This is a genomic window from Pseudarthrobacter enclensis, from assembly GCF_001457025.1.
Taxonomy (GTDB): domain Bacteria; phylum Actinomycetota; class Actinomycetes; order Actinomycetales; family Micrococcaceae; genus Arthrobacter; species Arthrobacter enclensis.
This window is the reverse complement of the sequence record NZ_KQ758601.1, coordinates 284,134-310,034: the sequence shown is the minus strand read 5'-3', so window position 1 is coordinate 310,034 and position 25,901 is coordinate 284,134. Positions and strand designations below refer to the sequence as shown.

Here is a 25,901-nt window from a genome sequence, read left to right as displayed (position 1 = left end):
AAGTGCAAAAGAAGGGTGGGTGTCATGGCGTGGAATGTAGGTGTGCTCGGGGCCGGCCCCGGGGTCTCAGCGCTGCACCTCCCCATCCTGGGCGGTATGCCGGGAGGCTTCCGCGTGGTCCACATTGCCGACGGCGGCAGCGGGCGGGCGCAGGAGCTGGCCGGCCCGCTGGGGGCGCGGTGGTCCAAGGGGGAGGAGCAGCTGCTCGGTGATCCCGATGTGGACCTGGTGGCAATCTGCAGCCCGCCGGACCGGCATGCCGGCCACATCCTGGCGGCCGTCAATGCCGGCAAGAAGGCGGTCTTCTGCGAAAAGCCGCTGGCAACGTCGACGGCCGGCGCCGAGGCGGCCATTGAAGCCTGCCGGCAGGCCGGGACCGTTCTGCTGGTGGGCACCAACCACCTGTATGACGCCGCCTGGGGCAACGCGAAGCACCATCTGGTAGTACTTGAGGGCAAGGTGCTCACGGTGTCCCTCACCCTGGCGCTGCCGCCCAACGACCGCTACCACCGCCTTGTTTCCGAAGGCGGACCCTTCCAGCCGGCAGGCCGGGGCAGGCCCGACCTGTCAGACCCGGCGGTCGCGGCGGATGTCCTGCGCCAGCTCCTTGTTGGCCTGGCCGTCCATGACCTTCCCGCCGTGCGGGACCTCGCACCGGTGCTGGACGAAGTGGTTTATGCCCGCCTGGTTCCTCCAATTGGCTATGCCGTGGGATACCGCGCCGGCGACCTGCTGGTCCAGCTCTGCCTCACCATGCTCCCGGAAGGCCCCGACGCCCTGTGGCGCCTCGCGGTTGCCACCACCCACGACCGGGTGGAACTGGACTTCCCGCCCGCCTTCGTCCATGCCGGCAGTGCACTGTCGCGTGTTCGCAGTCCTGACGGACGCTGGACGGAGTTCGCCCGGGATGCCGAGGATGGATACCTGGCGCAGTGGCGGCTCCTGGCCGCGATGCTCGACGGCGGCACGCCGGTTGAGTACGACGAGCTGCTGGCGGACGCGCATTACGCCATCAACCTCGCCGAGGCCGCGGCAGCGCTGGTCGCGGAAGGGGTGCTGCGGTGAGCGGGCCGCGCGGACTGCGGATTGTCACGGAACTGCCGGCCTATCACGCCGCGGCTGCGCAACTGCCGGTCACCGCCGTGCCGCTGGATCCCGCGGGCAGTGCCCAGGTGCGCGGCGCGCTGGTGGTGGTTCCCGGCGTCGGGCCCTGGTGGCGCGGCATCCTGGCGGCACGCGACGCCGGTGCTGCGGCCGCCATTGTGGCGGACCCCGTCACCGTGCCTCCGGAAGCCGTCGACGCGCTGGACATGCCGCCGGACATCCCCGTCATCGTGGAGCGCCCGCGGCTGCGTCCGGACGTCGCGGCGGATGCGCTGTCCGGCCGGGAGGACGGACCCACACTGATATCGATCGAGGCAGCGGCAGCATCGGCAGGCTTCGAGGCCGTGCTGCGGGACGCTGTCGGCTGGGCCCGGACGCTCGCCGGTGCGCCGGACGTGCCGCCGGCGCTGCGGTCCGCGGCCGCCACGCCGCACGGCAGGATGGCCCTGCTGGATGCCGGCCTGCCGGGCGGGGCCGTCCCGGTCTCCGTCCTGGCTGCTGTCCTGCAGGGGAAGCGCTGCGGGGGACTGGTAAGAGTGCTGGCGCTGGGAACTGTCCGGACCGAGGTGACCATCGACCAGCCGGCCGGCCTGGCACGCGTCCAGCGGTCGACGGCGGACGGCGGCCTCGTTGCTCCGGCCCGTTTCGAAGCCTCCGCGCGCCTGGCGCTGCGGCGGGCCGCCGCGGCGTGCGCCGATAGCCGGGAGGTGTCCGACCTCCGCGAACTGCTGCTGGACGCCGCCGTGGTCAGCGCCATGAGCTCCGCATAAACGACATGGATTCCGAGCATAGGTAATATCCCCTTCCCTTATGCGTCTGTCGTAGCCACCATTGAAGGTGAGCACCAACACAGCCACTGAAAGGATCGAAGATGATCAAGCTGCTCTCCCACCTGGCCCACCTGGAAATTGCCAGCCCGGATGTTGACGCGTCGGCACGCTTCTACGAAGAGAAGTTCGGCATGCGGATCGTTGACCGCCTGGACGGAAGGGTCTACCTGCGCTGCTGGGGCGACTACTACCACTACAGCCTGGTGGTCGTCCCGGGCGCCGAGCCCGCACTGGCCGCCATGGCGTGGCGGGTCACCAGCCCGGAAGCCCTCGACACGGCGGTCAGCAACATCGAGGAGCACGGCGTCACCGGCACCTGGGCCGCATCCGGCCACCGGCACGGCAAGGCCTATACCTTTACAGGCCCCTACGGGCACACCATGAAGCTGTTCTGGGACGTGGACCGCTTCGAAGCGGACGCCGACCACGCCTCCATCTACCCGGACCGCCCGGAGAAGCGCAGCAGCCACGCCGCCGCACCCCGGTTCCTGGACCATGTCACGGTGGCCAGCAGCGATGTCCGCGGCTTCGCCAAGTGGTACAGCGGCACCCTCGGCTTCCGCACCATGGCCTTCGTGGACCTGGACGAGGCCCCCATCACCGTCTTCTCGGTCCTCACCACCAACGAGAAATCGCACGACCTGGGCGTGGTCAAGGACACCTCCAGCCGGGCCGGCCGGGTGAACCACATCGCCTTCTGGGTGGACACCCACGAGGACCTGCTGCGCACCGCCGACGTGCTCATGGAAAACGGCACCCCCATGGAATACGGCCCCTCCATCCACGGCGTGGGCGAGCAGAACTTCCTCTACTTCCGCGAACCGAGCGGCCTGCGTGTGGAACTCAACTCCGGCGGCTACCGCAACTACGTGCCGGACTGGGAGCCCAACACCTGGAAGCCCTCCGAGGGGTCCAACAACTTCTACCGCAACGGCGCCATGCCCCACTCCATGACCGAGTCCTTCCCGCAGGCGGAAGGGTTCACCGCCACCGAGGAAGGAGCCTCCGACGAGATGAAGGCGGCACTCCTGAACCCCTACGCAGTCCAGGGCCGCGGCTAGCAAGGCGGCGTACCGGGCATCGGCGGCGCGGTCGGAAACCATCCGTGCCGCTGATGCCCGGTATAAGCACAAAAAGATGTACTGATGTCCGTTACCGGCATTGAATAGAAGCGGGCCGCATTCCGGTCCGCGATGGGAGACATACACATGACGACGACGTCGGGCCACCTGGCCGCGCCATTCGCCTTTGCCCGCTACCGGGACGGGGACGCCGTACACCTCGGGCTGGCGGCAGGTGACCGGATCCGCCCGCTGGCACCGGAAGACCTGGGCGCAGGGGGCCTCAACGGCTTCCTCGCGGCACCGGACTGGGACCGCCTGCAGGACATCGCGGAAGCGGACGGGCCCTGGCTTCCGCTCGACAGCGTCGAACTGACGGCACCGGTGGAGCCGCGGCAGGTGCTGCAGACGGGGGCGAATTACCGCACCCACGTCATCGACCTCGTGGTGGCCGGCCTGGACAAGGATGATCCGCGCAGTCCCGAAGAGGCCCGCGAATGGGCCGGCCGGATGATGGACGAGCGCAGGGAGCACGGCGAGCCCTACTTCTTCATCGGCCTGCCCGCCTGCGTGGTGGGCGACGACGTGCCGCTCGTGCTGCCCGGCTACAGCGCGAAGCATGACTGGGAACTCGAACTCGCCGTCGTGATCGGTGCCGAAGCCTTCCGCGTCTCCCGCGACGCGGCCATGGACCACGTTGCCGGCTACACCATCGTCAACGACATCACCACCCGGGACCTGGTGTTCCGCCGCGACATGAAGGAAATCGGCACCGACTGGTACCGCGGCAAGAACGCCCCCGGCTTCCTGCCCACTGGCCCGTTCCTGGTGCCGGCGCCCTTCGTGGAGCCCGCCAACCTCAAGGTCCGGCTCGAGCTCAACGGCAAGGTCATGCAGGACGCCACCACCGATGACCTGCTCTTCGACATCCCCGCTCTGGTCTCCGCAGCCTCGCAGAACATGCCGCTGCTCCCGGGCGACCTCCTGCTCACCGGCAGCCCCGCAGGCAACGGCGCGCACTGGGGGCGCCTCCTGCGCGACGGCGACGTCATGACCGGCAGCATCGAAGGCCTGGGCACCCAGGTGGTCCGCTGCGTGGGGGAGGGACAGTGAGCGTTCACCCCCGGGACACCCTGGCCGGCGCGCCGGCGCTCGCCGATCCGGACCTCCTGGACCGCAACGATCCCGACGGCGAGATCCGGCGCCGGGCCGAGGCGTACCGCAACTGGGGGCGCTGGGGGAGCGAGGACGCGCTCGGCACGCTGAACTTCATCGACGACGGGAAGCGGCTGCAGGCCGCATCGCTGGTGTCCGAGGGTCTGACCATCTCGCTCTCGCAGCCGTTCGACATGAACGGGCCGCAGAAGGGGTGGCGGCGCCGCACCAATCCGGTCCACACCATGCTTGACACCGGCACCGACGCCGAACGCGGCACCCAGGGGTTCCCGCACGGCCTGGGCGGCGCGGATGATGTAATCGCCATGCCGCTGCAATGCTCCACCCAATGGGACGGGCTGGGCCACATCTTCGACCACGGCATGGCCTGGAACGGCCGCCGCGCCGGCGACGTGGTGACCAGCGACGGCGACCTGGTCACCGGCATCGAGCACGCGGCGGCGTCGCCTGTTTCCCGCGGCGTCCTGCTGGACCTGGGCCGGCACCTGCAGCCGGACACCGGCGAACTGCCTGACGGCTATGCCATCACCACCGCAGATTTGGAGTCCTGCGCCGCCGCGCAGGGCGCCACCAGCGCCGTGGGCCGGGGCGACATCGTCCTGGTCAGGACCGGCCAGCTGGCCAGGGCCCGCCGCGACGGCTGGGGCGACTATGCCGGCGGCGCAGCACCCGGGCTGTCCCTGACCACCGCCGGCTGGCTCCACCGCACCGAAATCGCCGCGATTGCCACGGACACCTGGGGCTTCGAGGTCCGGCCCAACGAATTCGATGTTCCCGCCTTCCAGCCGCTCCACCAGGTGGTCATTCCCAACATGGGGCTGACGGTGGGCGAGCTGTGGGACCTCGATGCCCTGGCCGATGCCTGCCGGACCCGCGGCCGCTACGAATTCCTCCTGGTGGCGGCGCCGCTGCCCATCACCGGGGCAGTAGGCTCACCCATCAATCCCGTGGCCATCCTCTAGGACGGATCCACCGGCCGGACTGCCAAACCGGTCCGCCGCACCCAACCCACCCAGAACGAAGGGGTTCACCATGACAGCAGTTAAGAAGGTCGCCATCGCCGGCAGCGGTGTCGCTGCCATGGCGGCCGCCATCCAGCTCGCCAAGGCCGGCGTCGCCGTCGACGTCTTCGAAGCCAAACCGGAACTCAGCGCCCTTGGCTCCGGCATCACCCTCCAGGGCAACGCCCTGCGGGTCTTCGACGCCCTCGGCGTGTGGCAGGACGTCCAGGCGAAGGGGCTTTCCTTCGAAGGCCTCACGCTCCGGGCGCCCGGGCCGGACGCCCCGGTCATCGCGGAGCTGCCCGAGGTCAAGACCGGCGGCCCCGACTACCCCGCCTGCATGGGCATGTACCGGCCGGACCTGGCGAAGATCCTGCTGCAGCATGCAGAGAAGTCAGGCGCCGCCGTGCACTTCGGCTCCAAGGTCACGGGCCTGGAGCTGCGGGACGGGGATGCCGTGGACGTCGCCGTTAACGGAGCCCCGGCCGGAACCTACGACCTCCTCATCGGGGCGGACGGGATCAACTCCACCGTCCGTGACCTGATGGGCATTGACACCAGGCCCGAAACCACCGGTATGGGCATTTGGCGGGCGTTCGTGTCCCGGCCGCAGGACGTTGAGCACAGTGAGCTCTACTACGGCGGTCCCGTCTACATTGCCGGTTACACGCCCACCGGCGAGGACACCATGTACGCCTTCCTCGTCGAAAAGGCCCAGGACCGGTTCGGCGTCACCGGAGAGGAAGCCGCCAACATCATGCGCGGCGAGTCAATGGCCTACGGCGGCCCCTGGAACGCCATCCGCGAAGACCTGACCGCCGACGCCAAGGTCAACTACACCTGGTTCACCAAGCACCTGGTGCCCGGCCGGTGGAACCGCGGCCGGGCCGTCATCATCGGCGACGCCGCGCACAGCTGCCCGCCCACCATCGCCCAGGGGGCAGCCCAGGCGCTGGAAGACGCCGTGGTGCTTGCCGAACTCCTGGTGGCCGCCGACGCCGTGGACGACCGCCTCTGGGACACCTTCCACGAACGGCGCGTGCCCCGCGCCCAGGCGGTGGTGGAAGCCTCCGTCCAGCTTGGCCAGTGGCAGATCGAAGGCAACCGCGACGCCGACGCGCCGGGCCTGATCTTCGGGATCGCCAACCGGATGGCGGTGCCGGCATGACCACCGACGTCCACGCCCACGTCCTCCTTCCCGCCCTTCAGGCAGAAGTTGAACGGCGCGCCCCGGAAGCCTTCCGGGAAGCCGCCGCCCTGGATGCCCGCCGCAACGGCCCCGAAAGCCTTGCCGCCTCCGGCCGGATGATCGGCGAGCGCTTCCCGCTCCTGACCGACGCCGGAGCCCGGCTCGCGGCCATGGACCGGCAGGGCGTCGACCGGCAGTGGGTCAGTGCTTCACCCAGCCACTTCTACCCCTGGGCCGGCGAGGACCTGGCGGTGTGGATCGCCACCGAGGCCAACCGGATGGTCGCCGAGCACGTGGCCAACGCCCCGGACCGGCTCACCGGCCTCGGCCTCGTGCCGTTGCAGCACCCGGGCCGATTGGTGGAGTGCCTGGACGACGCCATGCTGAAGCGCGGCATGGCGGGCGTCGAAATCTCCTCCTTCGCCGGAGACGTCGAACTGTCCGACCCGCGCCTCGAGCCGTTCTGGAGCCGCGCCGGGGAGCTGGGTGCCATCGTGTTCCTGCACCCGTTCGGCTGCAGCCTCGACGAACGCCTGGACCGCTACTACCTCTCCAACACCGTGGGCCAGCCCACCGAAAACGCGGTGGCCCTGTCCCACCTGATCTTCTCCGGCGTCCTGGACCGCCACCCCGGCCTGAAAATCGTGGCCGCACACGGCGGCGGCTACCTGCCCACCGCCATCGGCCGCTCCAACCACGCCTGGCGGGTCCGCCCCGAAGCGCATGGCTGCGCCCACGAACCCTCCAGCTACCTGCAGCGCATCTGGTTCGACACCGTGGTCCACGATCCCCGCGCCCTCGCGCACCTCGTGGAAGCCGCCGGGGCATCCCGCGTCCTGATGGGCAGCGACTTCCCGTTCGACATGGGCCCGCAGGACCCGGTGGCAGAGGTGCGCAACGCAGGCCTGCCCGCCGCCGCCACGGAGCAGATCCTCTCCGGCAACGCCGAAGCCCTCCTGGCCGGCCAGGTGCGCCCAGCCCAGCAGGTGGGCGCATGAGGCTGGCACGTTGGGAGGACGGGCCGGACATCGGGGAAGGCTTCGTGGTGGGCGGCCGCGCGGTGCCGTTCCCGGACAACCTGACGGTGGCGAAGGTCCTGGCCCAGGGCCTGAAGCGCGCCCGGGGCCTGTTCGGACAGGTGAAGGACGACGCCGGCCGGCCGCTTGACGCCGTCCGCCTCCTGGCGCCGCTGGTTCCGGCCTCGATCCGCGACTTCGTGGCGTTCGAGGAACACGTGGAAGGCGTCAGCGCATCCGTGGACGGCAAGAGCGAAGTGGTGCCCGAGTGGTACCAGGCACCCACCTTCTACTTCACCAACCCGCACACCGTCCTGGGGCCTGATGAAGCCGTGGCCCCGCCGGTGACCGAGCGGCTGGACTTCGAGCTGGAGGTGGCGGCCGTGCTGGGCGGCCCCGGCGGCTCCAACCTGGACGCCGCGGACGCCGGTGCCGCCATCTTCGGCTACACCATCATGAACGACTGGTCCGCCCGTGACATCCAGTCCCGGGAGATGAAAGTCCGGCTGGGTCCGGCCAAGGGCAAGGACTTCGGCACCAGCCTGGGCCCGTGGATCGTCACGGCCGATGAGCTCGAGCCATTCCTGGACGCCGACGGCTTCCTGGCCGTCCGCGCCGAGGTCCACGTCAACGGCGAACGCGTCGGCGAGGACCTGGTGTCCAACATGGGCTGGCCCTTTCCCGAACTGGTGGCCTACGCCTCCCGCAACTCCAAGGTGGTGGCCGGGGACGTCTTCGGCTCCGGCACCGTGGGCAACGGCGGCTGCCTGGGGGAGCTCTGGGGCCGATCGGGGGAATTGAATCCCCCACCCCTTCAGGAAGGGGATGAGGTGCGCATGGTGGTGGAAGGCATCGGTGAGCTGGCCGGTACGGTGGGTCCCGCCGTCGTGCCTCCCGCCCTGCCCCGTGCCAGGAGCCGCAGCCGGGAGCGCAGCCGCGCGGCCGTCTGATAACAACAATCTTTTGTTGCAATCAGACTAAAGTCCGGTAGACTGGGAGTGGCGTTGGGGTCCTCGAAGGGCCCGTTCTCCGCGGTGACGATGCTGCGGAGGCACAACGAGTCGCGTCGACGGCCCGATCGTTCGGGCAGAACCATCATGCCGCTATCGCCTATGAGGCTCCGCCTCCTTGTTGCCTCGCTCCTCACGGTGTCCTTCCTGGGAGCGCTCGACCACACTGTTGTTTCCACCTCGCTGGCCACCATCGCCGGCGACCTTGGGGCCCTGCAGCTGATGAGCTGGGTGGTGGTGGGGTACACCCTCGCCAGCACCGTCCTGCTGCCGGTCCTCGGCAGGCTGGGGGATGTCCTGGGACCGCGGAAGGTGTTCCTCGTTTCCCTCGCCGTTTTCCTCGTGGCCTCCCTGGCCTGCGGATTCGCCTCCAGCATGGCGTGGCTCATCGCCGCCCGCGTGGTGCAGGGCATGAGTTCCGCGGGGCTCCAGCTGATGTCCCAGACCATCATTGCCCGGGTCACCACCCAGCGTGAACGGCCGCGCTACATGGCCATCATCGGTGCGGCGTTTCCCATCGCCATCCTCGCCGGGCCGGTGCTGGGCGGTGCCATCACCGACTACTGGGGCTGGTCCTGGGTCTTCTGGATCAACCTGCCGGTGGGCGCCGCCGCGCTGGGACTCGCCCTCGTGGCCGTCCCCCGGGTTGAACCGGGCGGAGCCGCCGGCCGGCTGGATGTCCCGGGTGCCGCTGTCTTCACCGCCGCCCTCGTGGCGCTGGTGCTCGGCGTGACCTGGGCGGCCGACGGCACCGGGGGAGGCGCCACCGCCGCCGCCCTGGCGGCCAGCGCCGCGGGATTCGCCGCCTTCTACGCCATTGAGTGCAGGGCTCCGGAACCCATCATCCCGTTCCGCTACTTTGCCAACCGCACCATCGCCGCCGGCACCGCGCTCTCGGCAATCATCGGCGTCGGACTGTTTTCCATCACCGCCTACCTGCCCACCTATGTCCAGATGGCCTACCAGACCAGCGCCACCGTGTCCGGGCTGGTGCCCATCGCCACCGTCTTCGGGATGCTGATCAGCAACCTGCTGACCGGCTGGCTGGCCAGCCGGACGGGACGCTACCGGATCTTCCCCATCCTCGGCACCATGCTGGGAGCTGCCGGACTCTGCGGGATGGCCGTGCTCCCCGCGGGGCTGCCCCTCTGGGTTCCCATGGCCGTCATGGGAACCGTGGGCATCGGCACGGGGGCGTTCATGAGCCTGATCGTCGCGGTGGTCCAGGGTGCGGCCCCGGCGCGGGAAACTGGCAGCATCACGGCCACCATCAACCTGGTCCGCCAAGTGGGTTCCACGGTGGCCACGGCCATCATCGGCGGCGCGATCGGGTCCACGGTGGCCGCCCGGCTCCCGGACGGACTGGACGGCGCCACGCTGACCCCGCAGGCAGTCCACAACGCCGCCCCAGCCATTCAGTCGGACATTGCGGGCATCTACGCCAACGCCTTCACGCCCGTCTTCGTTGCCTTGGCTACCACCTACGCCCTGGGCATCATTGCGGCTGTGCTGCTGCCCCACGGCAGGTTGTCCGACGATCCCGTTCCCGCCCACCCGCCAGTCCCGGCATCCGAATCGCTGCCGGCCTGAGACCTCCGCTTTTGCCTGACCTGAAGGAGACACCATGACCACCAACCCCACCATCGCCATCGTCGGCAGTGGCCCCATCGGCTCAACCTATGCGCGAATCCTCCTGGAGCAGTTGCCCCAGGCGCGGGTCATCATGTTCGAGGCCGGGCCGCAGCTGACCGACCGCCCCGGTGAAAGTGTCCGGAACATCGCGGATCCGGCCGCAAAGGCCCGGGCCCGCGAAATGTCCCAGGGGCCGCAGGCCGGGGAATACCGGGAGTCGCTCGGCATTCCGGCGGGAACCGTGACCGAGGGAATGTTCACCGCGCGCCAGGGGACCCATCTGCTGGACTTCGGCGGCACCGGATCCGCCCATGCCGACACCTTCCCGGCCGCTGCTGCCGCAACCAATGTCGGCGGCCAGGGTGCCCACTGGACCTGCGCGACGCCGTCGCCCGCCTTCAGCGAGAGGATTCCGTTCATCGGGGATGCCGAATGGGATGGCCTGATCGCCAACGCCAAAGACCTGCTGCATGTGCAGAGCGCCGCGTTCGCCGACTCCGCTGTGGGGGCGGCCGTCCGTTCCCTGCTGGAGGAGGAATTCGGCGCTGAACTGCCTGAGGGCTATGGCGTCAGCACCCTGCCCGTTGCCGGCGATGTCCAGCCGGACGGGTCCATCCGCTGGGCGGGGGCGGACGTTGTGCTCGGTCCGCTCATCGACCCCGCGAGCCCCCTCTCCGCCCGGTTCGAACTCCGTGACCTCACCTTGGTCCGCCGCGTGGAGCGGGACGGGGACCGCGTCACCGGCGTCGAGGTGGAGGACCTCCGCACGGGTTCGACGTCGTTCGTCGCGGCGGACGTGGTGGTAGTGGCAGCCGACGCTTTCCGCTCGCCGCAGCTGCTGTGGGCTTCCGGCATCCGGCCACGGGCGCTGGGGCATTACTTGACGGAGCACCCCGTGGTGATCTCAACCGTGGCCCTTGACGCCGGCCGCATGCAGCGCTTCGCCACCGAGGAGGACCTCGACGCCGAGCTTGCGCGCCGGGCCCAGAACCCCGCTGATCCCGTGGCCGCCGTGAACCGGATCCCGTTCTCCGAACCGGAGCACCCGTTCTCTGTCCAGGTCATGTACTCCGAGACCACACCGTTCCCCATGGATCCTGCGGCACCGCACGCCAACAACCGGTGGGGTTACGTCAACATGGGCTACGGCATGCGCAAGCACCCCCGCTTCGAGGATGCCGTCACTTTCAACGACGACGAGCCGGACTATCGCGGCTTCCCCAACATGACCATCCGCTATGCCCTCACCGAGCGCGAAAACGCGGAGATCGACGACGCTACCGCCCGCCTCCGCCGGGCCGGCAACGCCCTGGGGACCTTCGTGGCCGAGCCGCGCCTCATGCCCAACGGTTCCAGCCTGCACTACCAGGGCACCATGCGCATGGGGGAGGCCGACGATGGCACGTGTGTTGCCGATCCGTGGTCCCGGGTGTGGGGCTTCAGCAACCTGTTCGTCGGCGGCAACGCCCTGATCCCGACCGCCACGGCCATGAACCCCACGCTGATGAGCGTTGCCATTGCCGTCCGCGGAGCGCGGAAGCTGGTGGAGGAGGTGACCTCCGCTCCGGCGAGGGCCACCGCGGAGGCCACGGCCTAGTACTCCCAACCGGTTGCTGCAGCGGCGGCCGTCCCTTCCCGGGGCAGCCGCCGCTTTGCTGCGCCCTCCGGCGGGGTTCAGGACCGGGGCGCCCGGAGAAACATGCATTTAACCTGCCGGCCCGACGCGCGAAACGTCCGCTTGGCTACTGTGGTTCAACAAGGTTTACCAGTAGCTAACACCAACCCGGACAGGAATGTTTCGATGACCAGTGTCGCAACCCCTGCTGTAACCCCCGCGGCCGGCGTCCAGGACAGTCTGCAGGCGCCCGCTCCCGCCAACACTGCGCCCGCCGCCTCCGTGACTGCCGGCGCCCCCGCCATTTCCCTCGCCGACATCGCCCGCGCCCACGACGTCCGCTTCCTCCTGGCCACCTTCGTGGACATGACCGGCAAGCCCTGCGCCAAGCTGGTCCCGGTGGAGGCCGCCGACGAACTCGAGGCCGGTGCCATGGGCTTCGCCGGCTACGCCGCAGGCCTGATCGGCCAGAAGCCCCAGGACGCCGACCTCATCGCCGTCCCGGACCTCACCTCCTTCACCCCGGTCCCCTTCATCAAGGAGGGCCTGGCCATCATCCACTGCGATCCGCACGTCAACGGTGAGCCGTGGCCCTACGCCCCGCGCGTCATCCTCAAGAACGCCCTGGCGCGGCTGGAGGAGAAGGGCATGCAGGCCAAGGTGGGCGCCGAGGTGGAGTACTTCCTGGTGAACAGGAACGACGACGGGACGCTGAGCACCGCCGACACCCGCGACGACTCGCCCCGCCCCTGCTACGACGCCCGCGGCGTCACCCGCATGTACGAGCACCTGACCTCCATCAGCGAGGCCATGAATTCGCTGGGCTGGGGCAATTACGCCAACGACCACGAGGATGCCGCCGGCCAGTTCGAACAGAACTTCAACTACGCGGACGCCCTCACCACCGCAGACCGGGTGGTCTCGCTCCGCTACATCCTGAACATCCTCGCCGAGCAGCGCGGCATGACCGCCACATTCATGCCCAAGCCGTTCACGGACCGCACCGGCACCGGCCTGCACTTCCACCTTTCGCTGTGGTCGGAAGGGGCGCCGCTGTTCCCGGCGGACGGCGACGGCCGCGGCCTGGGGCTCTCCGGCCTCGCGTATTCCTTCATCGGCGGCATTCTGGACCACGCGCCCGCGCTGCAGGCCTTCCTGGCCCCGACGGTCAATTCCTACAAGCGGACCGGCGCCACCACCAGCTCCTCGGGTGCCACATGGTCCCCGCGGAAGGCGTCCTACGGCGGCAACGACCGCACCCACATGATCCGCGTCCCGGACAACAAGAGGCTCGAACTGCGCTCCGGCGACGGCTCCGCCAACCCCTACCTGGCCATCGCCGCCGCCGTGGCGGCCGGCCTGGACGGGATAGAGCGGTCCACCGACCCCGGCACGCCTTCAGGGCCGGGGGAGTCCAAACCAGACGCCCACGTCCTGCCGGCCACGCTGCTGCACGCCGTCGAAGCGCTCCGCAAGGACCCGGTGATCCTGGCCAGCCTCAGCGGTGACCCGGACATCGGAACGTACTACGCGGACGCCAAGGAAGAGGAGTTCCTCAGCTGGCACAACCAGGTCAGCGACTGGGAAATCCGGACCTACCTCACGTCGATCTAATCCCTACCCCGTAAAGGAATCCCACCATGTGCGGAATCGCCGCGCTGCAGCTGCGCAATCCCTCGCTGCACCCCCGGATGGGCAGTTTGCTGTCCTCCATGCTCTGCCAGATCGTGGACCGCGGCCCTGACTCCGCCGGCCTCGCCGTCTACAACACCCCCGGCCTGGTCTCCCCGGGCACGTCCACCCTGAGCCTGCTCGGCAGGGACCAGGGGATCACGACGGCGGCCCTCACCGCGGGCGTCGCAGCGCTCCTCCCGTCCGACGCTGAAGCAGCCGTCAAGGTGGTGGGCGACACCACCCTGGTGAGCGCCGCCGTCGGGACCGACCTGCTGGCCAAGGCCGTCACCGAAACCGTGCCCGGGTCCACCATCATCGGCCGCGGTGAGCACGTGGCCGTGATGAAGAGCGTGGGCCACCCCATGGAGATCGCCGCCGAGCACGGGCTGGAGGCCATGGCCGGCAGCCAAGGGCTGTCCCACACCCGGATGGCCACCGAATCGGCCGTTACCGCGGGCGGATCGCACCCGTTCTCCGTGGCCGACGACCTCTGCCTGGTGCACAACGGCTCCTTCTCCAACCACGCCACAGTCCGCCGTGAGCTCAAGCGCCAGGGCGTGGTGTTCGACTCCGAGAACGACACCGAGGTGGGCGCCCGCTACGTCGCCTCCCGCCTGCAGCAGGGCGACACCCTCGAGGAAGCCCTCATCAACCTGGGCAAGGTCCTGGACGGCTTCTACACCCTGGTGGTCACCACCTCGGACAGCATGGCCGTGGTCCGCGACCCTATCGCCTGCAAGCCCGCCATCATCGCCGAAACGGACGACTACGTGGCCATGGCCTCCGAGTACCGCGCCCTGGCAGCACTGCCCGGCATCGAGAACGCCCGCATCTTTGAACCGGAACCCGGAAAGGTCTACACATGGTCACTCTGACAGCCCCCGAAAGCCTGGAAACTGCCGCTACTGCCGAGGCGCCCACCAAGGTGGACCTCGCCGATGCCCCGGTCCGCGGCCTCAACCAGGACCTGCACCACGCCGTCGACGGCCAGTCCTGGACCGTGGCCAACCCCGGCGGCAAGCACAGCCTCGCCGTCGGCATCACCGCAGACGTCACCGTGACCATCGACGGCCACGCCGGCTACTACGCGGCCGGGATGCACCAAAAGGGAACCGTGACCGTCGACGGCAATGCCGGCGTCGGACTGGCAGAGAACATCATGTCCGGCACCGTCCACGTGAAGGGCGACGCCTCCCAGTCCGCCGCCGCCACGGGCCATGGCGGCCTGGTGGTCATCGACGGCAACGCCGGGGCCCGCTGCGGGATCTCCATGAAGGGCGTGGACATCGTGGTGGGCGGGAACATCGGCCACATGTCCGCGTTCATGGCGCAGGCCGGCCGGCTGGTGGTCTGCGGCGACGCCGGGGACGCCCTGGGCGACTCCATCTACGAGGCCCGGATCTACGTCAAGGGCACCGTGGCCTCCCTGGGCGCGGACTGCATCGAAAAGCCGCTGCGCGAGGAGCACCTGGCCGAGCTCGCGGAACTCCTCGAAGCCGCGGGCCGCACCGACAATCCGGCCGACTTCAGGCGCTACGGCTCCGCCCGGAACCTCTACCACTTCCACGTCGACAACTCGACCGCCTACTAGGAGGCCCCTCATGACCATCACCTCCGTTCCCGCCCCCGCCCAAGCACCCGCAGGCATCGCTGCTTCTGATATCGCGGCGCTGGGGCTCCGCGAGTCCGCCACCTTCGACCGCGCCACCATCGCCGACATCCAGCGCGCCGCCGCCACCGGCGTCTACGACATCCGCGGCTGGGGCGCCAAACGCAAGGTCCCGCACTTCGACGACCTGCTCTTCCTCGGCGCCTCCATGTCCCGCTACCCGCTGGAGGGCTACCGCGAAAAGTGCGATACCGACGTCGTCCTCGGCGACCGTCACGCCAGCCGCCCGCTGCACCTGGCCACCCCGGTGACCATCGCCGGCATGAGCTTCGGCGCGCTGTCCGCCAACGCCAAGGAGGCGCTGGGCCGCGGCGCGTCCGAGGTGGGCACCTCCACCACCACGGGCGACGGCGGCATGACGCCTGAGGAACGCGGCCAGTCCAAGCACCTGGTGTACCAGTACCTGCCGTCCCGCTACGGCATGAACCCGGACGACCTCCGCAAGGCCGACGCCATCGAGATCGTCCTGGGCCAGGGCGCCAAGCCCGGCGGCGGCGGCATGCTGCTGGGCCAGAAAATCACCGAACGCGTGGCCGGGATGCGCACCCTGCCGGTGGGCATCGACCAGCGCTCCGCCAGCCGCCACCCCGACTGGACCGGCCCGGACGACCTTGAGATCAAGATCGGCGAACTCCGCGAAATCACCGACTGGAAGACGCCCATCTACGTCAAGGTGGGCGCCTCCCGGCCCTACTACGACACCGCGCTCGCCGTGAAGTCCGGCGCGGACGTGGTGGTGCTGGACGGCATGCAGGGCGGTACCGCGGCCACGCAGCAGGTGTTCATCGAGAACGTCGGCATCCCCACGCTCGCGGCCATTCCGCAGGTCGTCCAGGCGCTGCAGGAACTCGGCGTGCACCGCAAGGTCCAGCTGATTGTTTCCGGTGGCATCCGCACCGGCGCCGACGTGGCCAAGGCCATGGCCCTGGGCGCGGACGCCGTGGCCATCGGTACCGCCGCGCTGATCGCCCTCGGTGACAACGACCCCCGTTACGCCGCCGAGTACGCGGAACTGGGCTCGGCTGCCGGGTTCTACGACGACTTCCAGGACGGCCGCGACCCCGCCGGCATCACCACCCAGGACCCTTCGCTTGCTTCGCGGCTGGATCCGGTGGCCGCGGGCAAGCGCCTGGCCAACTACCTCCGCGTCCTCACCATGGAAGCCCAGACCATCGCCCGGGCCTGCGGAAAATCGCACCTGCACAACCTGGAACCCGAGGACCTGGTGGCGCTGACCATTGAAGCCTCCGCCATGGCCCGGGTGCCGCTGGCGGGCACCAGCTGGATCCCCGGAGTGCAGGGAAGCTTCTGATGGCCGGCGCGTTTCCGGACTCGTCCGATTATGTGGTGGTGGGCGCCGGCCTGGCCGGCGCCGCCACCGCCTGGCAGCTCGCAGCACGCGGCCACCAGGTCACCCTGCTGGAACGCGACGTGCCCGCCGCCCACGACGGCAGCTCCCACGGCTCCGCCCGGATCTTCCGCTACGCCTACCCGGACCAGTTCTACACGCGGGCGGTGCTGGAGGCGAAGGAACTTTGGGACGGCCTTGCCTTGGAGGCCGGCGCTGAGCTGATCACCCCGTTCGGCGCGGTGGACTACGGCCCTACCCGGCAGCCTGCGTTGCTGGCGGGTGTCCTGGCAGGCGCCGGGATTGAGCATGAGCTGCTGACCGCGGAGGAAGCACGCCAACGCTGGCCGCAGATTGCCTTCGACACCGAGGTCCTCTGGCACCCCGGCGCCGGCGTGATCGACGCCGAAACGTCCGTCAACGCGATGGTGGCGCTCGCGGTCCGGCACGGCGCGACTGTCCTGACGGGCTGGAGCCTGGACCGGGTTGAGCGCCTGGGCAGCGGGGCCGGCAGCGGCTACCGCCTCCACTCCGCCGCGGGGGAAACGCTCGACGCCGGCAACCTCGTCATCAGCGCCGGCGGCTGGCTGCCGCGGCTGCTGGAGTCCCTGCCGCTGCCGTCCGGCTTCCTCGCCGGCCTGCCGGAATTCACGGTACGCCAGGAGCAGGCCTTCCACTTCCGGTACCGGGAGGGTTCAAGCTTTTCCGCCACCAACTGGCCCACGTTCATCCACAAGGCCGCGGACATGCAGACCTACGGACTCCCCGGTGGCCGGGACGCCGGATTCGCCGGCCAGAAGGTGGCCGAATACAACGGCGGCCCCCGCGTCCCGTCGGCGGCCGACCAGACCGGCCTGGTGGACCCGGCCAACCGCGCCCGCGTGGTGGACTACGTCCGCCGCTACCTGCCCGGCCTGGACCCCGAACCGTACGCCGAAACCACCTGCCTGTTCACCAACACCCCCACCGAGGACTTCCTCATCGACCGGGCGGACAACCTCACCATCGTCTCGCCGTGTTCCGGCCACGGCGCCAAGTTCGCCCCGCTGATCGGCCAGTGGGCAGCGGACCTGGCCACCGGCGCAGCAGCCGTCCCGGACCGGTTCCGCAGCGCATCCTCCCCGGCACTCACCACGTAGAACGGATCCCCGTGAGCCTTCCCCAGACAGCACCCGCACCGCCCGCGGTACCCGCAGAAACCACCGGCGCACCCACCGTTGCCGGCCTCCTGAAGGAAATCTCCGACGTCGGGCGTGACAGGACCCGCGGCGGATACTCCCGCCCGGTGTTCTCCACCGCCGAAACGGACCTGCGGGCCTGGTTCATCGAGCAGGCGGGCCGGCGCGGACTGGACGTGCACACGGACGCCAACGGCATCATCTGGGCCTGGTGGGACACGGCAACCGGCGTGCGGAAAGACGCCGTGGCCACCGGCAGCCACCTGGATTCCGTCCCCGGCGGCGGTGAGTACGACGGCCCGCTGGGGGTCGCCTCGGCGCTGGTCGCCGTCGACCTCCTTAAAGCCCGCAACGTCCGGCCCCGGCGGCCCCTGGCCATCGCGGTGTTTCCGGAGGAGGAAGGCTCACGGTTCGGCATCGCCTGCCTGGGTTCGCGGCTCCTCACCGGCGAACTCGACCCCAACAAGGCCCGTAACCTCCGCGACCCGGACGGCAACACCTACGCCGACGTCGCAGCAGCCAACGGACAGGACCCGCGCTTCATCGGCGCCGACTACCAGGCGCTGCTGCAGCTGGGCCAGTTCGTCGAGCTGCACGTGGAGCAGGGGAGGGGCCTGATCGACCTGGATCAGCCGGTGGCGGTTGGCTCTTCCATCCTGGGCCACGGCCGCTGGAAACTGAGCATCTCCGGGGAGGGGAACCACGCCGGCACCACACTGATGAAGGACCGCAGGGACCCCATGGTCGCGGCCGCCAAGGTCATGGTGTCCATCCGCGACACCGCCCGCAAATACAAGGATGCCCGTGCCACGGTGGGCCGGCTGCAGCCCATCCCCGGCGGCACCAACGTCATCGCCTCACGCGTGGACCTGTGGATCGACGTCCGGCATCCGGAGGATTCGGTCACCGCCGCCCTGGTGGAGGCCATCGGCCTGAATGCCCAGGTCCTCGCCGCCGAGGAGGGGTGCACGGCGGTCCTGGGCACCGAGTCGCTCAGCCCCACGGTCCATTTCGACGCCGGCCTGCGGGACCGGCTGCAGCAGCTGCTGCCGTCCGCGCCCGTCCTGGCCACCGGAGCTGGGCACGACGCCGGGGTGCTGGCGGCGCACCTGCCCACCGCCATGCTCTTCGTCCGCAACCCCACCGGCATCTCGCACTCACCCGACGAACTGGTGGAGGACGGCGACGCTGAAGCCGGCGCCGTGGCCCTGGCGGACGCCCTGGCCGGGCTCCTTGGCGAGGCACGCAGCAGTGGCTAGCGCCGGCGTCGTGCGCGGCACCCCGCGCGGCCCGCCTAAGATGGCAACCATGACCGAACAGGCCGGAGAGCACGCAGCGGACCAGCCCACCGGCAAGCTCGAGCAGGTCATTGCGGCGCAGGTGCGGCACTACCGCACCACGCAGGGCCTCTCCTCGGCCGAGCTGGCAGCCCGGACGGGCATGTCCAAGGCAATGATCTCCCGGGTGGAAACCGCCACCACCTCCTGTTCGCTCACCACCCTGCAGCGGCTGGCGGACGGGCTGAAGGTTCCTGTCACCGCCCTGTTCCGCGGGGCGGACACGGACCGGGACGCCACCTTCACCAAAAACGGCCAAGGCAGCCTCACGGTCCGCAGCGGCACCCAGCACGGCCACGAATACCGCGTGCTGGGAACCCTCAAAGGCCGGACCGACGCCCTGGAACCCACCCTGGTGACCCTCACGGACGCCTCCGACGTGTTCCCCCTGTTCCAGCACCCCGGCACCGAATTCATCTACATGCTCTCCGGGAAGATGGTCTACGGCCACGGCTCCTACGAGTACGCCATGGAGCCCGGCGACTCCCTGCTGCTGGACGGCGAGGGCCCGCACGGCCCGCTGGAACTGCTGGACCTGCCCATCCGGTTCCTGGCCATTTCGGCCAAGTAAACGCTTCACTAACCCTGCCGTGGCAGGCGCCTTCCGCCTGCCCTGTTACTGCTGAAACTCGCGCGTGGATGACTGAAACCATCATTTAACACGCCCGAAACCCAGCCCCCACAGCCCGCCCTACAGTTGGATCACAACGGCAATTCGCCGCCCTCCGCTGAAGATGGCACAGACCCCGCGCCACGTCCCGCGGAGCGGTTATGACGGCAACTTTCCGTTCTTCGTCGCATCACGAAAGGGGTTTCCCATGGATTCGGGAAATGTCGCTTGGATATTGGCCAGCTCGGCGCTGGTCTGCATGATGATTCCCGCACTGGCCCTGTTCTACGGGGGCATGGTGGGATCGCGCCGCATCCTCAACATGATGATGATGTGCTTTGGCGGCGCCAGCCTGGTGGCCGTCCTCTGGGCGCTGTTCGGGTACTCGCTGGCCTTCGGTAACTCCGTGGGCGGCCTGGGGCTGATCGGTGACATCACCGAGTTCCCCGGCATGGGACAGCTGATGGCCGAGGACAAGGAGGCGTCCATCCCGGTCATCCTGTTCGCAGCGTTCCAGTTGTTCTTCGCCTGCGTCACCACGGCACTCGTTGCCGGTGCCGCGGCGGGCCGCATGAAGTTCGGGGCCTGGATGGTCTTCGCCGGCATCTGGGCCACCGTTGTCTACTTCCCCATCGCGCACTGGGTGTTCGCCTTCAACTCGGCGGACGGCAGCACGGTGGGCGGCTGGATCGCCAACGGCATCAAGGCCATCGACTTCGCCGGCGGCACCGCGGTCCACATGAACGCCGGCGCCGCCGCCCTGGCCCTGGCGCTGGTCCTGGGCAAGAGCTCCGGCTGGCCCAAGGTGGAACACGCCAAGCCGCACAGCCGGCCCCTGGTCCTGGTGGGCGCAGGCCTGCTGTGGGTGGGCTGGTTCGGTTTCAATGCCGGCTCGGCCCTGTCCGCCGGGCACTCGGCGTCGGTGGTCTTCCTGAACACCGCCGTGGCAGCGTCCGCCGGCCTGCTCGCCTGGGCACTCGTTGAGCGGCTCCGGCACGGCGCCGCCACCAGCATGGGTGCGGCGTCCGGCCTGATCTCCGCGCTCGTCGCCATCACTCCGGCCTGTGGAGCGGTCAGCCCGCTCGGCGCCCTGGCCATCGGCGCGATCGCCGGGGCCGTCTGCTCCCTGGCCATCGAACTGAAGTTCCGGCTCGGCTTCGACGACTCGCTTGACGTCGTCGGCGTCCACCTGGTGGGCGGCATCCTGGGCACCCTGCTGATCGGCCTCTTTGCCACCGACGCCGCCCCCAACGCCACCAGCGGCCTGTTCTACGGCGGCGGATTCGAACTGCTTGGCGTGCAGTCACTGGCCACGGTCACGGTCCTCGCCTACTCGTTCGGCATCACCTGGATCCTGGCGAAGATCCTGGACAAGACCATGGGCGGCCTGCGCATCAAGCCCGAGGACGAACTGCGCGGCATCGACCTCGCGGCCCACTCCGAACTGGCCTACCTGACGGACGAGGACCCGGTGGACCTGGGTTCGCCGCAACGGGTCTGACTCCTCGCTCCTGCCGGAGCAAAGCTGCCGGGCGCCCGCCTGCTGGGGGCGGCGCCCGGCGCACCACCCACGGCCCACTCCGCGTGGTCCCACTCAGCACAACAGTCAGGGCCAAACCCCGGACCGGTGCCGGCAATCGCCGGCTTATAGTTCCAGGGTTTGGCCCTTCTGTGTTCAATGCTCCCGGCACACCAGGATGCCGTCGCGGACTTCCAGCACAGCCGCCCGGACATGGCTCAGCCGGGTGCGCGGATCCGGCGACATGGTGCCGATGTCCTCGCCGTTCCAATGCGGGTGCGTGAAGTAGGCCAGCAGCGCCCGCTCCGCGCCGCCGTCGCCCGTGTCCTCCACGCCAAGCGGCACCACGTCCGCGTGGCGTCCGACGACGGGCCGGCCGTCCACCGATTCCGGCGCCGTGAGGATCAGCCCGTCAAGGTGCTCCTGCCGGGTCCAGCCTCCGGTGGCGTCGCGGGAGCGGTAGACGCCCTGGCCCCGCCATTCGTCCACGATCATCCAGTACCAGCCGCCCAGCCGGAACACCTTGGGACCCTCGTGCGGACGCCCCGGGATGGCCACCCCTTCGAGGGCCCACGACCACGGGTCCTTCGGGGTGTCGCTGACCGCGCTGTAGGTGTTCGAACCGCGGGTTTCGTCCTTGTACCAGAGCCTGTACCGGCCGTCCCCGCACCGGGCCACGGCGGCGTCGATGACGCGCGGCGAGTCCAGGTCCACGGCTCCCAGGTACTCCCAGTGCTCCAGGTCGCCGCTGGCGAACTGGACGATTCCTGCCGTTCCGGTCCAGTCCGTGCGCCTGCCGCCGAGGACCGAGAGGTACATGATCCAGCGCTCCCCGACACGGACGACGTCGGGCGCCCAGAGGGTTGCCGGCAGTTCCGTTCCGGGCGGGACGAGTCCCTCCGCGGTGCCCTGGTAGCGCCAGGTTGCACCGCCGTCGGACGACCTCGCGACGCCGATCCCGGTGCCGTGCACCCATTCAACCCCCGTCAGCCCCGGAGCGGTGGCGCGGCGCTGGGTGTAGAAGAGGACCCACTCGTCCCGCAGGTGGTCCGCCACCAGGACGGGATCCGTAGGGCCGTCCCACACCGGGTCGCGGTACGGGGCGGCAAAGGCGTCCGGGCGCAGGTGGGGGAGGGCCGGCGGTGCAGTAATGTGCTGCGACAAGGGGTTTCTCCAACGTTGTAGTTTTGCGTTGGGTACCAGCATAGGCTGCGTTTTTCGACGCGTGAACGCATTTGCGCGGCGCATCTTCGCCGGCGCTGCCGGGATCCGGGCCGCGAAGGCGGAGATGCGCGTCGAAAACCAGGCTGCGTGTCCGTAACGGCGGGCGCTACTCCTTGAACAGCCCGGCCAGGTCCTCAGCCGTGATGGCGCCGCCGGCCAGGGCATCGCCCTCCATCACGTCAGCGAACAGCTGCGACTTGCGGGCCTTGAGCGCCATGACCTTCTCTTCGATGGTGTCCTTCGCGACCAGCCGGTACACCATGACGTTCCGGGCCTGGCCGATCCTGTGCGTCCGGTCCACGGCCTGCGCCTCGGACGCCGGGTTCCACCAGGGGTCCAGCAGGAAGACGTAGTCCGCTTCCGTCAGGTTGAGCCCGAAACCGCCGGCCTTCAGCGAGATCAGGAACACCGGAGCCGTGCCGTTCTTGAACTCGCTGACCACGTCGGCACGGTTCCGGGTCCCGCCGTCGAGGTAGCAGTACTCGATCTCCTCCTCGTCCAGCCGCTCCCGCACCTTGCCCAGGAAACCGGTGAACTGGCTGAAGATCAGGGCCCGGTGCCCCTCTGCCACCAGGTCCTCCAGCTGCTCGAAGAGCACATCCAGCTTGCTGGAGCGGATGGCGGCAAGGTCCGGGTCCACCAGGGAGACGTCCAGGCTCAGCTGCCGCAGCAGGGTCAGGGATTGGAAGATGGTGAACCGGTTCTTGTTCACGTCCTCGATCAGGCCCAGGATCTTTTGCCGCTCACGCTGCAGGTGCGTCTGGTAGACCTTCTGGTGCCGCGGGTTCAGTACCACTTCCAGGATCTGCTCCTGCTTGGGCGGCAGGTCCTTGATCACCTGGTCCTTGGTGCGGCGCATCATCAGCGGCCGCACCCGGCGGCGGAGCTTCTCCAGCTGGCCCTTGTCGCCGTTCTTCTCCACCGGCTTCTGGTAGTACTCCGCGAACCGCTTGGGGCTGGCGAACAGGCCCGGCGCCACGATGGACGTCAACGCCCAGAACTCCATCAGGTTGTTCTCCAGCGGCGTGCCGGTGATGGCCAGCTTGAAGGACGCCGGCAGCTTCCGGGCACACTGGTACGCCTTGGACTGGTGATTCTTGACGAATTGCGCCTCATCGAGCACCAGCCCGGACCAGGTCCGCGACGCATAGGACTCGTAGTCGATGCGGAACAGTGCGTACGAGGTGATCACGACGTCGGCCCCGCCCAGGACGTCCGCCACGTCCAGCCCGCTCTTGGCAAACGTCTCGCCGACGGTCCGCACGGTCAGGCCCGGTGCGAACCGCGCAGCTTCCAGCGCCCAGTTGCCCACCACGCTGGTGGGGGCCACCACCAGGAAAGGCGCGACGCCGGCCGGCCGGGTTTCCGGAGCCGCGTCACCCGGGGCGGCGGGGACCGGGGCCGCGTCACCGGTGCCGGCCTCAACTGCCAGTTCCTTCGCCGCGCACATCAGGGCCAGCGCCTGCACGGTCTTGCCGAGGCCCATGTCGTCGGCGAGGACGCCGCCCAGGCTGTGCTTGTACAGGAAGCTGAGCCAGTTGAAGCCTTCCAGCTGGTACGGGCGCAGTTCCGCGTTCAGGGAGGCCGGCAGTGGCAGCCCGTCAGTGCCGCCGTCCAGGAGCCCGCCCACCGCGGACCGCCAGGCCGCGGCCTGCTCGTCCACGATGCCCAGGTGCGCCAGCTCATCCCAGAGGCCGGCCTGGAACCGGCTGATCTGCAGGGGTGCGTCCTTGTTGTCCTGCAGCGAGCGGGCCTCCTCGATCAGTGCCCGGAGCTGGTGCAGCTCGGGCAGGTCGAGGGAGAAATAGGCGCCGCTGGGCAGCAGCATCTTGGTCTGGCCGGCGGCGAGGGCGGAGAACACGGCGGCGAAAGACACCGGCTGGCCCTCCAGGGAGATCTGGATGCCAAGGTCGAACCAGTCCCGCTGCTCTGTGGCCTTGGTGGAGATCGAGACCACCGGCGCTTCCTCGGCCTCGCGGTAGTCGGCGATGTCGCCCGCCGTTTCCACGTCAACGTCCCGTGCCTCGCGCAGCCGCGGCAGGACCTCTTCGGTGAACGCCAGGGTGTCCAGCCCCTTCAGCTCTGCGGCCGGCGCCAGCCGGGGCGTGCCCCAGCCGCCGGTGGAGGACTCACCGAGGGCGGCGACGACGTCCCAGGGCTGGCCGATCCCCTCCAGGATGCGGGCCTCGGCCACGTCGTCGCGGTAGCCCTGGTCGCCCGGGTGCCGCCACAGCGGCTGTGCCGTGACGTGGTTGCCGCTCTTGTAGTGCCACTCCCAATGCAGCCGTACCCGGTGGTCGGCGCCGTAATTGGCCAGCAGGGACAGGGTGGGAACCGCCAGCGTGGGCAGCTCCACCGACTCGTCCCGGGCGGTGACCCGGGCAGCCTGCTTCAGCTTGGGGTAGAAGCCGGTAAGGAATTTGGATTCGTCCCTGGCCGGGATGTGCAGCGTGCTTCCCGCCGTGACGAACGCCAGCAGCTCCTCGCTGAGGCCTCCCTCCAAGGGGGCCAGGGTGATGGCGCCGTCCGGGTCGGGAACGCCCGGCAGCGACGCGTCCCCGGTGGTGAAGAAGATCCCGTGCGCGGGCCGGCCGATCGTGCCCACGACCGCCGGATCAACCTCTTCCCCCTCCACGGTGATGGTCGGCGCAAGTTCAAGGCCGCCGTCGGACGCGTCCGTTCCCGAGGCGCCGGCCGCCGCGTCCGGCTGCTCCGTCCCCGCGACGGGGACGCCGTACCGGCTCAGGGAAAGCGCGACGGCGGCAGGATCCTCCGCGAGCCGCACCGGTTCGGCGCCGCGCGAGTCGACCAGGGCGAGCCCGATGGTCCGGGCATCGGCGAGCAGGCTCCACAGGTTCTTTCCCGCGTAGGAGTTCAGCCCCAGCCACAGCCCGGAGGAGTTGTGCATCCGGCTGGCCGCGGCCGAATGCGACGCCAAAAATTCCTGCATCCACTCGACGTGTTCCTGGTTCGATTCGCGCCGGAAGTTCAGGTAGCTCAGGGTGTTCCACGAGACGTCGCCGCGGATCCACTTGCCCTTGGCGCCCATGATCACCGGCCGGGCCTTGAGCTGGCGGACGCTGCGCACCGGATCCCGCCGGCCGGTATAGGAAAAGTGGGGGGCCGGTTCCTCGATCTCGAACTGCAGCGCCAGCGGCACGCCGTTGCCGGGCGCCGACGGGCCGAGCCTTGCAATCAGCGGATTAAGCGCCTGCTCCCAGTCGGACAGGACCGCGCCGGCGGCGTGGTGGGCCACCTGGGTGGACGTGGCCGGCGCCAGCAACTGAACCCGGATGGCAGGGTTGTCCTCCGCCGCGAACAGCAGCGCGGCCACGTGCTTGCAGTCCTTGCGGACCGGGCAGCTGCACACGCCCACGGTGCAGCTCCAGCCGCCGCCCTTGCGGACCAGCTTGGCGGTGGTGGAGTACGGTGTGGCGGCACTTCCGCGGACCTTGCCCAGCATGAGCCCGGTGCCGGCGTCGAACGACATGCCCGTGACCCGGCTGCCCATGGCATAGGCGAGCCCCGCCGCGAGCGAGCGGTCGTTGATGGCGGGAGTCTGTATTGCCAGTGCCGCACTCTCGTCCGGTTGGGATGGCATGGGGCGCACTACTTTCAGCAGCCCACGGAAGGGCCGGGTCCGTTGGGTGGTTATCTGATCCATCTTAGTTGGCCCGGCGGCGCGGCCGGGACGGAGGGCCGAACACC

General features: G+C 69.5%; 20 protein-coding genes. 18 read left to right on the top strand and 2 right to left on the bottom strand.

Features of this window, described 5'->3' with window-relative positions; genetic code table 11:
- The first annotated feature begins 24 nt into the window (after positions 1-24).
- From AS031_RS09500 to AS031_RS09415, 18 genes are all read left to right on the top strand, one after another.
- Complete coding sequence (locus AS031_RS09500) at positions 25-1,065, top strand: Gfo/Idh/MocA family protein (RefSeq protein ID WP_058267891.1); 1,041 nt, start codon at positions 25-27, stop codon at positions 1,063-1,065.
- On the top strand, positions 1,062-1,874 hold the full coding sequence (locus tag AS031_RS09495; protein ID WP_074446948.1) for a hypothetical protein: 813 nt from the start codon (positions 1,062-1,064) through the stop codon (positions 1,872-1,874). Before AS031_RS09500 ends, AS031_RS09495 begins: the two co-directional genes overlap by 4 nt.
- Before the next feature lie 101 nt (positions 1,875-1,975).
- The gene (locus AS031_RS09490) at positions 1,976-2,995 is read left to right on the top strand and encodes a VOC family protein (protein ID WP_058267890.1); all 1,020 of its coding nucleotides are present in this window, start codon (positions 1,976-1,978) and stop codon (positions 2,993-2,995) included.
- A 147-nt stretch (positions 2,996-3,142) separates the two neighbouring features.
- Positions 3,143-4,108: a fumarylacetoacetate hydrolase family protein gene (locus tag AS031_RS09485; RefSeq protein WP_058267889.1), complete on the top strand. Its 966-nt coding sequence runs from the start codon at positions 3,143-3,145 to the stop codon at positions 4,106-4,108.
- Positions 4,105-5,133 carry a cyclase family protein gene (locus AS031_RS09480; RefSeq protein WP_228379604.1) on the top strand — a complete coding sequence of 343 codons (1,029 nt, stop codon included), beginning with the start codon at positions 4,105-4,107 and terminating at the stop codon, positions 5,131-5,133. The genes AS031_RS09485 and AS031_RS09480 overlap by 4 nt, the downstream gene beginning before the upstream one ends.
- A gap of 70 nt (positions 5,134-5,203) precedes the next feature.
- Positions 5,204-6,340: an FAD-dependent monooxygenase gene (locus AS031_RS09475; protein WP_058267888.1), complete on the top strand. Its 1,137-nt coding sequence runs from the start codon at positions 5,204-5,206 to the stop codon at positions 6,338-6,340.
- On the top strand, positions 6,337-7,359 hold the full coding sequence (locus AS031_RS09470; RefSeq protein WP_058267887.1) for an amidohydrolase family protein: 1,023 nt from the start codon (positions 6,337-6,339) through the stop codon (positions 7,357-7,359). The genes AS031_RS09475 and AS031_RS09470 overlap by 4 nt, the downstream gene beginning before the upstream one ends.
- Positions 7,356-8,327 carry a fumarylacetoacetate hydrolase family protein gene (locus AS031_RS09465; RefSeq protein ID WP_058267886.1) on the top strand — a complete coding sequence of 324 codons (972 nt, stop codon included), beginning with the start codon at positions 7,356-7,358 and terminating at the stop codon, positions 8,325-8,327. Before AS031_RS09470 ends, AS031_RS09465 begins: the two co-directional genes overlap by 4 nt.
- 162 nt (positions 8,328-8,489) lie before the next feature.
- Positions 8,490-9,977 carry an MFS transporter gene (locus AS031_RS09460; protein WP_228379603.1) on the top strand — a complete coding sequence of 496 codons (1,488 nt, stop codon included), beginning with the start codon at positions 8,490-8,492 and terminating at the stop codon, positions 9,975-9,977.
- 34 nt (positions 9,978-10,011) lie between these two features.
- A complete protein-coding gene (locus AS031_RS09455) occupies positions 10,012-11,616 on the top strand; it encodes a GMC oxidoreductase (RefSeq protein WP_058267884.1) in 1,605 nt (534 codons plus the stop codon).
- A gap of 204 nt (positions 11,617-11,820) precedes the next feature.
- Positions 11,821-13,248, top strand: coding sequence for a type III glutamate--ammonia ligase (gene glnT, locus AS031_RS09450; RefSeq protein ID WP_218918353.1), 1,428 nt, complete (start codon positions 11,821-11,823; stop codon positions 13,246-13,248).
- Positions 13,249-13,274: 26 nt separating this feature from the next.
- The gene (locus AS031_RS09445; RefSeq protein ID WP_058267883.1) at positions 13,275-14,183 is read left to right on the top strand and encodes a class II glutamine amidotransferase domain-containing protein; all 909 of its coding nucleotides are present in this window, start codon (positions 13,275-13,277) and stop codon (positions 14,181-14,183) included.
- Complete coding sequence (locus AS031_RS09440; RefSeq protein WP_058267882.1) at positions 14,171-14,899, top strand: GltB/FmdC/FwdC-like GXGXG domain-containing protein; 729 nt, start codon at positions 14,171-14,173, stop codon at positions 14,897-14,899. Before AS031_RS09445 ends, AS031_RS09440 begins: the two co-directional genes overlap by 13 nt.
- A gap of 10 nt (positions 14,900-14,909) precedes the next feature.
- Positions 14,910-16,289, top strand: a complete 1,380-nt coding sequence (locus AS031_RS09435) for an FMN-binding glutamate synthase family protein (RefSeq protein ID WP_058267881.1) — start codon at positions 14,910-14,912, stop codon at positions 16,287-16,289.
- Entirely contained in the window at positions 16,289-17,464 is a 1,176-nt protein-coding gene (locus AS031_RS09430) for an FAD-dependent oxidoreductase (protein ID WP_058267880.1), read from the top strand. Before AS031_RS09435 ends, AS031_RS09430 begins: the two co-directional genes overlap by 1 nt.
- A gap of 11 nt (positions 17,465-17,475) precedes the next feature.
- Complete coding sequence (locus AS031_RS09425) at positions 17,476-18,762, top strand: allantoate amidohydrolase (RefSeq protein ID WP_058267879.1); 1,287 nt, start codon at positions 17,476-17,478, stop codon at positions 18,760-18,762.
- Positions 18,763-18,811: 49 nt separating this feature from the next.
- Entirely contained in the window at positions 18,812-19,411 is a 600-nt protein-coding gene (locus AS031_RS09420) for a helix-turn-helix domain-containing protein (protein WP_058267878.1), read from the top strand.
- A gap of 247 nt (positions 19,412-19,658) precedes the next feature.
- Positions 19,659-20,951 (top strand): ammonium transporter, encoded by a 1,293-nt coding sequence (locus AS031_RS09415; RefSeq protein ID WP_058267877.1) that lies wholly within the window; start codon positions 19,659-19,661, stop codon positions 20,949-20,951.
- A gap of 174 nt (positions 20,952-21,125) precedes the next feature.
- Here the strand turns inward: AS031_RS09415 and AS031_RS09410 are convergent, their stop codons facing one another.
- Both AS031_RS09410 and AS031_RS09405 read right to left on the bottom strand, forming a co-directional pair.
- The gene (locus tag AS031_RS09410; RefSeq protein WP_228379602.1) at positions 21,126-22,133 is read right to left on the bottom strand and encodes a glycoside hydrolase family protein; all 1,008 of its coding nucleotides are present in this window, start codon (positions 22,131-22,133) and stop codon (positions 21,126-21,128) included.
- A 166-nt stretch (positions 22,134-22,299) separates the two neighbouring features.
- Positions 22,300-25,794, bottom strand: coding sequence for a DEAD/DEAH box helicase (locus tag AS031_RS09405; RefSeq protein ID WP_058267875.1), 3,495 nt, complete (start codon positions 25,792-25,794; stop codon positions 22,300-22,302).
- Positions 25,795-25,901: the final 107 nt, after the last annotated feature.